Below are 12,131 nucleotides of genomic sequence, written 5' to 3' on the forward strand. Positions count from 1 at the left end.
CTTGCCGGTGACGACGGTGGTCAGCGACGGCGGTGGTCAGCGTTGCCGCAGGTCCGGGAGGTTGATCACGATCGCCTCCTGGGTGCTGCGGGAGATCACCACGACCGCCTCCCGCTCGGGATCGGGGTTCTCCTCGCGGTGCGGCACGTACGGCGGCACGAAGACGTAGTCGCCGGGCCCGGCCTCGATCCGCACCTCCTCGTCGTCCTCCAGGAACACGAACGAGGGCCGCCCGCTGACCACGTAGATCGCCGTCTCGGAGGCCCCGTGGTGGTGGTCGGACGAGCGGGTGGAGGGCGCGACGTGCGTCTGCCCCATCCACAGCCGCGACGACCCGGTCGTGGGGCCGCTCACGGCGGCCAGCCGGCGCATGCCGGAGCTCTGCGCCGTCTCTCCCGAGAGCGCTCCTGCGGCGACGTGACGCAGGCTCTGGTGGAAGGGGTCACCCTGGGACCGGTAACCCTCCCAGAGGCGTCCTCCGGCCCGTTCGAGCACATCCGTGGCGACGGCGGTCAGCCGTACGGGATCGTCGCAGGCGGACAGCAGGGCGTCGGCCAGGACCGGATCGTGCGCGCGCAGCTCGCGCAGCAGCCACTTGCCGCTGCCGTGCCACCGGCCGCCCACGCTCAGCGCCGCCCTGGCGGTGGCCTGCACGACCTCCCAGCCGATGAACGCCAGCTCGCCGGGATCGCTCGCCCCCGCCAGGTCGTCGAGCAGGTCGGACAGCACGTAGCGGGCGCGGTCGGACTGACCGGGCGTCTGCCCGCCGGGACCGGCCGAGACGCGCTCACCCAGCACGCCCTGCAGGTCGCTGGCCCGGCCGCCGGTCCTGTCGGTCAGCACGGCGCCCTCGGCGCAGATGCGGGCCAGGGTGGGCTGACGGGACTCGAAACCCCGCTCGATGTAGGCGGCCAGGCTCGTCTCGCTGTGCGCGAACAGCTCGACCGGCCAGCCGTGCCAGCGCAGCGTCTCGCGGTAGGGGCGGTCGAGGCCGTCGAGGACCACCACGATGTCGAGGTCGGAGGTGCTGGTGCGGCGCTCGGTGAGCACGCTGCCGCCGACGAAGGCGTACAGGGCGCCGGGGAACATCTCTTCGACGAGGGCGCGCGCGGCGGCGACGGGGTCCATGCCGCACAGCCTAGATCAGGAGCCGTCGCTCGCCGCCCGATTCGGCGACGGCCCCCGGAAGGCCGGAAAGGCCGGTGAACTGCGGGGAAGCGGGGAAAGTTCCGAGTGGTCCGGCGAGGGGCAGGGGAGTGCGCCGCCCCGCGCCGGACTCAGCTGAACTCGGTGAGCGTGCGCTCGGCCTCCGCCAGCCAGGAACGGCGGGCGGTCAGGGACTCCTCGGCCTCCTTGACGTCCTTGGCGCGCCCGGCCGCCTGCGCCTTGGCCAGCCGCTTCTCCAGCTGCTCGATCGAGGTGCGCAGCTGGTCGACGGTGCTCTGCGCGCGGGCCCTGGCCTCTGGGTTGGAGCGCTTCCACTCCGCGTCCTCGGCCTTGCGCACGGCCTCGTCGACCTTGCGCAGCCCGCCTTCGAGCCGGTCGCGCTGCTCGCGCGGCACCGGGCCGGCCGCCTCCCACCGCTCCAGGATGTGCCGCAGCGCGGCCCTGGCGGTGCGTACGTCGGTGACCGGCAGAATCTTCTCCGCCTCGGCCAGCAGCACCTCCTTGACCTCGGCGTTGGCCGCCAGCGAGGCGTCACGCTCGGCGAAGACCGCCGAACGGGCCTGGAAGAACTGGTCCTGGGCGCCCTTGAAGCGGGCCCACAGCTCGTCCTCGGCCTCACGGGAGGCACGCCCGGCGTTCTTCCACTGCTGCATCAGGTCGCGGTAGATCGCCGCGGTCTGGCCCCAGTCGGTCGAGCCGGCGATGGCCTCGGCCTCGGCGACGATGCGCTCCTTGGCCGCCCGCACGCCCTCGCGCTGCTCGTCGAGCCCCGCGAAGTACTGCTTGCGCCGCTTGGCGAACGCCGTGCGCGCGGCCGACAGCCGCTTCCACAGCGCGGCCTCGGTGACCCGGTCGATGCGGTCGGCGGCCTTCCACTCCTCGACGAGCTCACGCAGCCGCTCGCCGCCGGACTTCCAGTGGGTGGTCTCCTCCGCGATGCGCTCGGCCTCGCCGACGATGCGTTCCTTGACCGCCCTGGCCTCCACCCGCGCCTGCTCGCGAGCGGCCTTGACCTCCTCGCGGCGCTGGGCGACCAGCTCCGTCAGGCCGTCCAGCCTGGCCGTCAGCGCCGCCAGGTCGCCGATGGCGTGCGCGTCGGCGACGGCCTCGCGCAGCTTGACGATGCCGGCCTCGGCCTGGGCCGGAGCCAGGTCGGTGCCCCTGACACGCTGCTCGAGGAGCTGCACCTGCCCGGCCAGCTCGTCGTACTTGCGATGGAAGTAGGCCAGTGCCTCTTCAGGTTCACCGGCCTGCCAGGAGCCGACGGCCCGCTCTCCCTCAGCCGTACGCACGTAGACGGTGCCGTCGTCGTCTACCCGGCCCCACGGGTCGGTGCTCACCGTGTCCTCCCGCACTATCCATCAGACCCTTCGGGACTACTTCGTCCCTAGTTTGTATTACGTCAGCTCTTGCCGGCGATTGTCACGTCTTTGATTTCGACGGTTTGCTTCGGTGCTCCGGTCCCATCTCCCATGTCGGCGATGACGCCTGCTTTGTTCACCTTGTCCAGGATGTCGAGCCCCTTGGTGATCGTACCCACCGGCGTGTAATCCGGGGTGAGTCCGATGTCGCCGTAAACCAGGAAGAACTGGCTGCCTGTGCTGCCCGGCGCCGAGGTCTTGGCCATGGCCATCACCCCGCGCTTGTACTGGGCGCCGGTCAGGTTCTCCTCGGCCATCACGTAGCCGGGGCCGCCGGAGCCGTCCTGGCTCTTGCCGTCGGCCTTGGCGCTCGGGTCGCCGCACTGCAGCATGGGGAACTTCTCGCTGCCGAGCCGGTGGCACTTGCTGCCGTCGTAGTACTTCTTCTTCGCCAGGAACTCCAGCGAGTTGGTCGCGCACGGCGCCTTGGCGTTGTTCAGCTCGACCACGATGTCGCCCAGGTTCGTCTTGAACGTCATCTTCTTCGTGGCGGGCTCCGTCTTGACCTTCGCCGGCGGCATGCCGACGTCCTTGACCTGACCGCCCCCCGCGTCCTTGACGTAGTCGCACGTGCCCGTCGCCGCGTCGTACGGCTTGGGCCCCGTGGGCGCCGACGCCGCGGCGGTGTCGGCGGGCGTGGCCGAGGGCGAGGCGGCCGCCTCCGTGCCCGCGTCGCCACCGCCCAGCAGCGCGACCGCGGCCACGATGCCACCCACCACGATCACCACGCCCACGGTGGAGCCGATGATCGCCGTGCGCTTGGCCTTCTGCTCGCGCTCGATGCGGCGTTGCATCTGCCGCTCGTAGTGCTCGCGCGCCAGCTGCTTCTGCCGGTCCTTCCCCGTGGCCACCGCTTTGCCTCCCATAGTCAATCAACTGAGGTGGGCGAATCGTATCGGCCAACGGGTAATGATTCGCAGCCCGGCGACCCGCACCGGTACCCTTCGGTTACATTCCCATTGGCTTTTCGACGAGATCACCTGAGGCAGATGCTCATCGCCGGCTTCCCCGCAGGGGCCTTCCAGACCAATTGTTACGTCGTCGCGCCCGCCGCCGGCGAGGAGTGCGTGATCGTCGACCCGGGCCAGGACGCGACGGAAGGCGTCGAGGAGCTGCTGCGCGAGCACCGGCTCAAGCCCGTCGCGGTCCTGCTCACCCACGGTCACCTCGACCACGTCTGGTCCGTGGCCCCCGTGTGCGGCGCGCGTGACGTGCCCGCGTGGATCCACCCCGACGACCGCCACCTGCTGAGCGATCCCGCCGCCGGCCTGTCGGAGACCAGCGCGTCGCTGTTCGGCGGGCTGACGCTGAGCGAGCCCGACGACGTGCGCGAGCTGTCCGACGGCGCCGTGCTGCCGCTCGCGGGGCTGGAGCTCGTGGTCGATCACACCCCGGGCCATACCAGGGGGTCGGTGAGCTTCCGGCTGCCCGACGACGAGATCATGTTCTCGGGCGACCTGCTGTTCGCCGGCTCCATCGGCCGCACCGACCTTCCCGGCGGCGACTATCCGACGATCCTGCGCAGCCTGGCTGCCAAGTGTCTGCCGCTGCCTGACGATACGGTCGTCCTGCCGGGCCACGGACCACAGACCACGATCGGCCGCGAGCGCGCGACCAACGCCTACCTCAAGGAAGCAGCGCCGCACGCCGGTCCCACACGAGGGATCTAATGAGCTTCCAAGCACCGAAGGGCACCTTCGACTGGCTGCCACCCCGCTCCGAGCGGGTGCTCGCCGTACGCGAGGCGCTGGCCGCGCCGCTGCGCCGGGCGGGTTACGGCTACATCGAGACGCCCGTCTTCGAGGACACCCAGCTGTTCGCCAGGGGCGTAGGCGAGTCCACGGACATCGTCTCCAAGGAGATGTACACCTTTCCCGACAAGGCGGGCCGCTCCCTGACGCTGCGTCCCGAGGGCACCGCCTCGGTCGTGCGCGCCGTGCTCCAGCACAACCTGCACACCGGCCAGCTCCCGGTGAAACTGTGGTATTCCGGCAGCCAGTTCCGCTACGAGCGCGCTCAGCGCGGCCGCTACCGGCACTTCTGGCAGGTCGGGGCCGAGGCGCTCGGCTCCGAGGACCCGGCGCTCGACGCCGAGCTGATCATGCTGGGGGTGCGCGGCTTCGCCTCGCTCGGGCTGAAGAACGTCAAGCTGCTGGTCAACACGCTCGGCGACAAGAAGTGCCGGCCCGCCTACCGCGCCGCACTGCAGGACTTCCTGCGTGAGCTCGACCTCGACGAGGAGACCCGCGCCCGGATCGAGATCAACCCGCTCCGGGTGCTCGACGACAACCGGCCCGAGGTGCGGGCCCAGCTCGAAGGCGCGCCGCTGGTCGTCGACCACCTGTGCCCTGAGTGCCGGGCCTACCACGAGGAGGTCCGCGCCCTGCTGACCGCCTCGGATGTCGCGTTCACAGACGATCCGCGGCTGGTGCGCGGGCTCGACTACTACACGCGCACCACGTTCGAGTTCGTCCACGACGGGCTGGGCTCGCAGTCCGCGGTGGGCGGCGGCGGCCGCTACGACGGCCTCAGCGAGATGCTCGACGGGCCGGCGCTGCCCAGCGTCGGCTGGGCGCTCGGCGTCGACCGTACGTTCCTGGCCATGGAGGCCGAGGGGCTGCTCGGCGACGACACCACGCACAGGCGCGTGCAGGTGTACGGTGTCCCGCTGGGTGACGACGCCCGCCGCCGCATGTTCCTGCTCGTCGACGAGCTTCGCGAGGCGGGCCTCAGCGCCGACATGGCCTTCGGCGGCAAGGGGCTCAAGGGCGCGATGAAGGGCGCCGGCCGCTCGGGCGCCGCGTTCGCGCTGATCCTGGGCGAGCGTGACCTCGCGGCCGAGGCCGTGCAAGTGAAGGACCTGGCCACCGCCGAGCAGACCGAGGTGCCGCTGGCCAAGGTCGTCGACGTCTTGAAGGGGAAGGTGCAGTGACCGGCCAGCCAGGGACGCTGCCGCCCCTCTCCTCTCCGCATGAAGGGAAAGAGCAGTGATCCGCACGCATACCGCCGGGTCGCTCCGCGAGGAGCACGCCGGGCAGCAGGTGACGCTCGCAGGATGGGTGGCCCGCCGCCGTGACCACGGCGGCGTCGTCTTCATCGACCTGCGCGACGCCTCGGGCTCGGCGCAGGTGGTCTTCCGCGAGGAGGACCACGCCCACGACCTGCGCGCCGAATACTGCGTGCAGGTCGTCGGCCAGGTCAGGGTGCGCCCCGAGGGCAACGAGAACCCCGACCTGCCCACCGGCGCCATCGAGGTCGTGGCCGACCGGGTCGAGGTGCTGAGCGAGTCCGCGCCGCTGCCGTTCCCGATCGAGGGCAACGTCGGGGTGTCGGAGGAGGCCCGGCTCAAGTACCGCTACCTCGACATCCGCCGCCAGCAGGTGGCCAATGCCATGCGCACCAGGTCCAAGGCCACCTACCTGGCCAACGAGGTGATGCACGAGCTCGGCTTCGTCTACGTCGAGACGCCGACGCTGACCCGCTCCACGCCCGAGGGCGCGCGTGACTTCCTGGTGCCGGTGCGCCTGCAGCCCGGCAACTGGTACGCGCTGCCGCAGTCGCCGCAGCTGTTCAAGCAGCTGCTCCAGGTGGCCGGCCTCGAGCGCTACTACCAGCTCGCCAAGTGCTACCGCGACGAGGACCTGCGGGCCGACCGTCAGCCTGAGTTCACCCAGATCGACGTCGAGATGTCGTTCGTGGACCAGGAGGACGTCATCGAGGTCGGCGAGAAGCTGATCGGCCGGCTCTGGCGGGAGATCGCCGGTTACGAGCTGCCGCTGCCGCTGCCGCGCATGACGTACGCCGACGCCATGGCCCGCTACGGCTCCGACAAGCCCGACCTGCGCTTCGGCCAGGAGCTGGTCGAGATGACCGACTATTTCGCCGGCACCACGTTCCGCGTCTTCCAGGCCGACTACGTGGGCGCGGTGGTCATGCCGGGCGGCGCCTCCCAGACCCGCAAGGAGCTCGACGGCTGGCAGGAGTGGGCCCGCTCGCGCGGCGCCAAGGGCCTGGCCTACGTGCTCGTGCAGGGGGACGGCACGCTCGGCGGCCCGGTCGCCAAGAACCTGTCGGAGGACGAGCTGTCCGGGCTGGCCGCCAAGGTGGGCGCCAAGCCCGGCGACGCGATCTTCTTCGCCGCCGGGGCCAGGTCCGCCGCGCGCGACCTGCTCGGCGCGGCCCGCCTGGAGATCGGGCGGCGCTGCGACCTCATCGACGAGTCGCAGTGGTCGTTCCTGTGGGTCGTCGACGCGCCCATGTTCGAGGAGGACGGCGAGGGCGGCTGGACGGCCGTGCACCACCCGTTCACCGGGCCGAAGCCGGAGTGGGCCGACAACTTCCAGGACCACCCGGGCGAGGCGCTGGCCTACGCCTACGACATGGTCTGCAACGGCATGGAGATCGGCGGCGGCTCGATCCGTATCCACCGGGCCGAGATGCAGCAGCGCGTCTTCGACGTGCTCGGCATCTCCAAGGAGGAGGCGGAGAGCAAGTTCGGCTTCCTGCTGGAGGCGTTCAAGTACGGCCCGCCCCCGCACGGCGGCATCGCCTACGGCTGGGACCGGATCTGCATGCTGCTGTCCGGCGGCGACTCGATCCGCGACGTGATCGCGTTCCCGAAGACGGCCTCGGGCTTCGACCCGCTGACGTCCGCGCCCACGCCGATCACGGCCGGCCAGCGCAAGGAGGCCGGCGTGGACGCCCAGCCCAAGGCCGACGCGCCGGCCTGAGGTCTGGGTAACGCCGAAGCGGCAGGCACCCTTCCGGGGGCCTGCCGCTTCTCGCGCGTCCGCTACTTGAGGATGACGCGCTTGATGATCAGCGGGTTCTTCGGCGCGGTCGAGCCGCCGTCGCCCGTGACGTCGTCGGGGTTGACGATCACGCCTTCCTCGGCGATCTTGTCGATGAGCTCCAGGCCCGACTTCACCATGCCGAGGACCGAGTAGGCCGGCTCGATCTGGGAGTTCTCGTCCGACAGCGAGATGGCGAACTGGCTGCTGTTCTGCCCCGCGGCGTCCGCCGGCTGGGTCAGGAACACCACGCCCCTGGTGTAGGGGACGACGCCGACGGCCTCGTCACCGAAGACGTACCCGGCGTTGCCCTGGCCGTCCGTCGGGTTCTTGCCGTCGGCCTTGGCCTGCGGGTCGCCGCACTGCAGCAGGAACACGCCGGACGTCTCCGGCTTGGCCAGCCGGTGGCACTTGGTGTTCTCGTAGAAGCGCTTCTTGGCCAGGAAGGCCATCGAGTTGACCGAGCAGGGCGAGATGTTGGGATCGACGTCGATCACGATGTCGCCGCGGTTGGTGCGGATCGTCATCGTGGACAGCTTCAGGTTCGGCCGCTTGCCCGGCATGCCCACGTACTTGTGCGGCACCGAGTTGTCCCGCTTGTACGTGCACGTGATGTCGCTCGCCTTCTTCGGCGGCGTGGTGGTCGGCAGCCCGGTCGGCCCGGCCGAGGGCGACGCCGGGGCGGAGGGCGAGGCGGAGGCCGAAGCCTGTGCCCCGGCGGCCGTCGCGCCGCCCTTGTCGACCAGGGTGGTCGCCGCGAAGATGCCGCCGGCGACCACGACAACGGCCACCGCCGCGCCGATGAAGGTGTTCCGCCTTGCCTTGGCGGTCTGCGCGGCAGCGCGCTGGGCCTGCCGTTCCTTGTGCTCCCGCGCCAGCTCTTTCTGGCGGTCCTCTTCGTTCTGGCGGTCGTCGCCGCTCACCGCTATGTCCTCTCGTCTTTGCCAACGGATGACCAAACAACTCCGCGCATGCTACCGGCCTCCGATATGTGACGGATGTAAGTGACCAAAGCCGCATGTGCGACTGCTGTGGTCGCGAACCATATGGTGTCGGCATTCGTAGTTGAAATGAGAACTAAGGAGCCCCCCATGTTCGACGAGATCCTGGGCCTGCCGGCTCATCCGCTGATCGTTCACTTCGCCGTCGTCCTGACTCCGCTGCTGGTCGTCGTCGCGGCCGCGTACGCGCTCGTGCCGCGCTGGCGCGTTCCCACGGCCTGGGCGGTGGTGCTGCTCTCGCTGGCCGCGCCCGCGGCGGTCGCCGCGGCCAGGCAGAGCGGCGAGAGCCTCAAGGCGGCCAGGTTCGGCTCGGCGGAGGGCGAGATGGCCGCCCGCATCTCCGCGCACCAGAGCTTCGCCAACCCGCTGCTGCTGTCGGTGCTCGGCCTGGGCGTCGCCGCCCTGCTGCTCGTGTACGCCTCCCGCCCGGCCCGCGACTCCGTCGGCCGCGACCGCTTCGGCCGTCCCGTCACGCTGATCCTCTCGGCGGTGACCGTGCTGCTGGCCGGAGCGGCCGGCTACTTCGTCCTCCAGGCCGGCGACTCCGGCGCCAGGGCCGTCTGGTCGTAGCCGGTGCGACCCGGCGCGAGGGTCGTCAGGACACGGCCGCTCCAGAGCCTCATGGCCGGTGTGGCCCGGAGGGCCTGCGCCACCGTGTAATCTCGCGTTGTGGATAGCCTGTTCGACTCGGCGGCTGAGGAGGCCACCCCGCAGCCCCTCGCGGTGCGGATGCGCCCGCGCACGCTCGACGAGGTGATCGGCCAGCGGCACCTGCTCGGTCCCGGCACCCCGCTGCGGCGCCTGGTCGAGAGCGAGGCGCCCATGTCGTTGTTCCTGTGGGGGCCGCCGGGCACCGGCAAGACCACGCTCGCCTACGTGGTCTCCAACGTCACCGAGCGCCGCTTCGTCGAGGTCTCCGCCGTGTCGGCGGGCGTCAAGGACGTGCGCGCCGCCATCGACAACGCCCGCCGCGAGCTGGGCATGAGCGGCCGGCAGACGGTGCTGTTCGTCGACGAGGTGCACCGCTTCAACAAGGCCCAGCAGGACGCCCTGCTGCCCGCCGTGGAAAATCGCTGGGTCACCTTCATCGGCGCCACCACCGAAAACCCGTTCTTCTCGGTCATCTCCCCGCTGCTGTCCCGCTCGCTGCTGCTCACGCTGGAGTCGCTGTCGGAGGACGACGTGCGCGCCGTGCTCAGACGGGCCGTGTCCGACCCGCGCGGCCTCGGCGGGCACTCGACGCTCGACGACGAGGCCCTGGAGCATCTCGTACGCCTCGCGGGCGGCGACGCGCGCAGGTCGCTGACCTACCTGGAGGCGGCGGCGCTGCTGGCCGACGACATCACCGTCGAGGTGGTGGAGAAGGCCGTCGACAAGGCCGCCGTGCGCTACGACCGGCAGGGCGACCAGCACTACGACGTGATCAGCGCGTTCATCAAGTCGATGCGCGGATCCGACGCCGACGCCGCACTGCACTACCTGGCGCGCATGATCGAGGCGGGCGAGGACCCGCGCTTCATCGCCCGCCGCATCGTCATCTTCGCCTCCGAGGACGTCGGCCTGGCCGACCCCACCTGCCTGCAGACCGCCGTCGCCGCCGCCCAGGCGGTGCAGCTGATCGGGCTGCCCGAGGGGCAGATCACCCTGGCCCACGCGGTCATCCACTGCGCCACGGCGCCCAAGTCCAACGCCGTGGTCAAGGCCATCGGGGCGGCCGTCGGCGACGTGCGCAAGGGGCTGATCGGGCAGGTGCCCGGCCATCTGCGCGACGCCCACTACTCCGGCGCGGCCAAGCTCGGCCACGGCGAGGGCTACCGCTATCCGCACGACTTCGACCACGGGCTCGTCCGCCAGGAATACGCGCCTGAGCAGGTGCGGGAGCGGCGCTACTACGAGCCGACCCGGCACGGGGCCGAGGCGCCGGTGGCCGAACGGTGGGCCAAGATCCGCGACTTCCTCCGGGGTTCGTAGCGCCGTTCGCCGGTGGGGTTGAGCGGGCGGACGACGGCGGCGCTCGTGACGGCACGATGATGGAGCCGGGCGTAGGAGCGATCTCCGGCGGATCATGCGAAGCCGTACTAAGACGGCGATCATGGGGCATCACCTTCATGTGAAGGCGACCGTTACCCCCGGCGGCGGCCTGTTCGGCCCCCAGTCGATCACCTGGCGCGTCCACACCGAGACCCCGGCCTGGCCCGCCGTCCTGCGCGCCTTCCAGCTCCAGGCCCTGCACCCCCGCACGATCCGCGGCATCGCCCAGAACTGCCTCCTCGACGACCCCGAGGTGGCGCACGCGTGGCTGCGGCACCACCTCGACCTCCTCGCCGTACGCACCTTCGGCACCCGCGAGCAGGCCGAGCACGCCTACGAGCGCGTACGCGGGCTGCGAGCCCGCCTCCTCGGCCTCGACCCCGGCACCGGCACCCTCTTCCGCCTGGACGAGCAGGAGAACCTGCGCTGGGCCCACTGCGCCGAGGTCGCCTCCCACCTGGAGGTGGCCCGCCGCTCCGGCGTGCGGCTCAGCGCGGCCGAGCGGGACGCCTACGTGGCCGAGCAGCGGCGTGTGGCCCTGCTCGCCGGGCTCGCCGACGCGCCCGGCGACACGGCCGAGCTGGACGCCTGCGTCGACGCCCTGCGCCCCGGCCTGGCCGCCACCGGGGAGGCCCGCCGGGCCGTGCGCCGCAGCGTCAGCCCAGCACTGCCGCTCAGGCTCGCCCTCCTCACGCAACCGTTCGCTCTCCTCACGCGGCCGCTCGGCTTCTTCACGGAGCCGCTCGCTCTGCTCGCGCGGCCGCTCGCGATCGGCTCGCTGCCCGCCGCCGGCGCGCTGGCGTTCGCCACGCTGCCCGGCTGGGCCCGGCGGATGTACGGCTGCCACGGCGGCCAGGCGGCGGATCACGCGGCCGGTTACGCCGCAGGCACAATGCTCAAAGCGCTGCGCGCGGCTTCGCTGGCACTGCCGGAACGCCTGGTGGCGCCCGAGATCAGCGCCGCTCGCGGCCTCATACGCGCGGTCACGGAAGCGTCAGGGGCCGACGTGGCTGCCTGATCGCGGCCGGCTTCCGCACTAACGTTGTCACTCGAACGCGATAGGGTCTTGCCGTTCCGGCCCAGCGTACGAGGGAGATGCGCGGATGCTTACCGCTGGAGAGGTCGCCGGGCTGATCGCCGCCACGGGCTGGATCGTCCTGGTCTGCGTCATGGTCATGGTGCTCGTGAAGCTCGCCAAGCTGCTCAACGAGACCACCAAGGCGGTCTCCGACCTGAACAACCGCCTCGCGCCGCTGCTCGACGACATGAGCGTCACGGTCAACGAGACCAACAGGCAGCTGATCGCGGTCGAGGCCATCACCAAGGACGTGCAACAGGTCAGCGGGCACGCCGCCAAGCTCAGCGCGGTGACCCAGACCATCTTCACCGGGCCGCTGATCAAGGTCTCCTCGATCGGCTACGGCGTGCGCCGCGCCATCGAGGCCCGCCGCCGGCCCCGGCCGCGAGCCCGTGCCGAAGGGCGTTCGCGATGATCAGACGGCTGTTCTACCTGTCGCTCGGCGCGTTTCTCGCCTTCTGGGTGATGCGCAGGTTGCAGGCGCTGCGGCCCGACCATGTCGCCCGCAGGACGGCCGACGGCGCGGCGGGCATGCTCCGGCAGGTGAGAGACTTTACTAGCGACGCACTCGGCGAGGCCGCGGAGCGCGAAACCCAGTTGCGGGCCCGCTTCGGGCTCGACAACGCTGAAGACAACAACTGAC

12 protein-coding genes are annotated in these 12,131 nt (G+C 71.0%); 8 read left to right on the forward strand and 4 right to left on the reverse strand.

The features are described 5' to 3' along the window. Positions 1 to 36: 36 nt before the first annotated feature. The 3 genes from OIE67_RS11725 to OIE67_RS11735 all read right to left on the reverse strand — a co-directional run bounded on the left by OIE67_RS11725 (position 37) and on the right by OIE67_RS11735 (position 3,439). Positions 37 to 1,128: a cupin domain-containing protein gene (locus OIE67_RS11725; protein ID WP_326639426.1), complete on the reverse strand. Its 1,092-nt coding sequence runs from the start codon at positions 1,126 to 1,128 to the stop codon at positions 37 to 39. A 149-nt stretch (positions 1,129 to 1,277) separates the two neighbouring features. After that, entirely contained in the window at positions 1,278 to 2,507 is a 1,230-nt protein-coding gene (locus OIE67_RS11730) for a DUF349 domain-containing protein (RefSeq protein WP_326639428.1), read from the reverse strand. A 62-nt stretch (positions 2,508 to 2,569) separates the two neighbouring features. Further along, positions 2,570 to 3,439 carry a peptidylprolyl isomerase gene (locus OIE67_RS11735; protein WP_326639430.1) on the reverse strand — a complete coding sequence of 290 codons (870 nt, stop codon included), beginning with the start codon at positions 3,437 to 3,439 and terminating at the stop codon, positions 2,570 to 2,572. Positions 3,440 to 3,577: 138 nt separating this feature from the next. Here OIE67_RS11735 and OIE67_RS11740 point away from each other — a divergent pair, with 138 nt between their 5' ends. Genes OIE67_RS11740 through aspS form a run of 3 tightly spaced genes read left to right on the forward strand, consistent with a single transcriptional unit; the run spans position 3,578 to position 7,318 of the window. Next, entirely contained in the window at positions 3,578 to 4,258 is a 681-nt protein-coding gene (locus tag OIE67_RS11740; RefSeq protein WP_106247910.1) for an MBL fold metallo-hydrolase, read from the forward strand. Next, a complete protein-coding gene (hisS, locus tag OIE67_RS11745) occupies positions 4,258 to 5,520 on the forward strand; it encodes a histidine--tRNA ligase (RefSeq protein ID WP_326639432.1) in 1,263 nt (420 codons plus the stop codon). Before OIE67_RS11740 ends, hisS begins: the two co-directional genes overlap by 1 nt. 55 nt (positions 5,521 to 5,575) lie before the next feature. Then, complete coding sequence (aspS, locus tag OIE67_RS11750) at positions 5,576 to 7,318, forward strand: aspartate--tRNA ligase (RefSeq protein WP_326639435.1); 1,743 nt, start codon at positions 5,576 to 5,578, stop codon at positions 7,316 to 7,318. Positions 7,319 to 7,380: 62 nt separating this feature from the next. Here the strand turns inward: aspS and OIE67_RS11755 are convergent, their stop codons facing one another. Further along, the gene (locus OIE67_RS11755) at positions 7,381 to 8,301 is read right to left on the reverse strand and encodes a peptidylprolyl isomerase (RefSeq protein WP_326639437.1); all 921 of its coding nucleotides are present in this window, start codon (positions 8,299 to 8,301) and stop codon (positions 7,381 to 7,383) included. A 168-nt stretch (positions 8,302 to 8,469) separates the two neighbouring features. Here OIE67_RS11755 and OIE67_RS11760 point away from each other — a divergent pair, with 168 nt between their 5' ends. The 5 genes from OIE67_RS11760 (at position 8,470) to OIE67_RS11780 (ending at position 12,130) form a co-directional block, all read left to right on the forward strand. Then, complete coding sequence (locus OIE67_RS11760) at positions 8,470 to 8,949, forward strand: DUF2231 domain-containing protein (protein WP_326639439.1); 480 nt, start codon at positions 8,470 to 8,472, stop codon at positions 8,947 to 8,949. A 159-nt stretch (positions 8,950 to 9,108) separates the two neighbouring features. Next, positions 9,109 to 10,350, forward strand: coding sequence for a replication-associated recombination protein A (locus OIE67_RS11765; protein ID WP_456094166.1), 1,242 nt, complete (start codon positions 9,109 to 9,111; stop codon positions 10,348 to 10,350). 139 nt (positions 10,351 to 10,489) lie between these two features. Next, positions 10,490 to 11,428, forward strand: a complete 939-nt coding sequence (locus tag OIE67_RS11770) for an oxygenase MpaB family protein (protein ID WP_326639443.1) — start codon at positions 10,490 to 10,492, stop codon at positions 11,426 to 11,428. Between the two features lie 85 nt (positions 11,429 to 11,513). Then, positions 11,514 to 11,903: a DUF948 domain-containing protein gene (locus OIE67_RS11775; protein WP_106247917.1), complete on the forward strand. Its 390-nt coding sequence runs from the start codon at positions 11,514 to 11,516 to the stop codon at positions 11,901 to 11,903. Beyond that, positions 11,900 to 12,130 (forward strand): hypothetical protein, encoded by a 231-nt coding sequence (locus tag OIE67_RS11780; protein ID WP_106247918.1) that lies wholly within the window; start codon positions 11,900 to 11,902, stop codon positions 12,128 to 12,130. Before OIE67_RS11775 ends, OIE67_RS11780 begins: the two co-directional genes overlap by 4 nt. Position 12,131: the final 1 nt, after the last annotated feature.

The sequence above is a fragment of the Nonomuraea fuscirosea genome (assembly GCF_035917475.1).
Classification (GTDB): Bacteria; Actinomycetota; Actinomycetes; order Streptosporangiales; family Streptosporangiaceae; genus Nonomuraea; species Nonomuraea fuscirosea.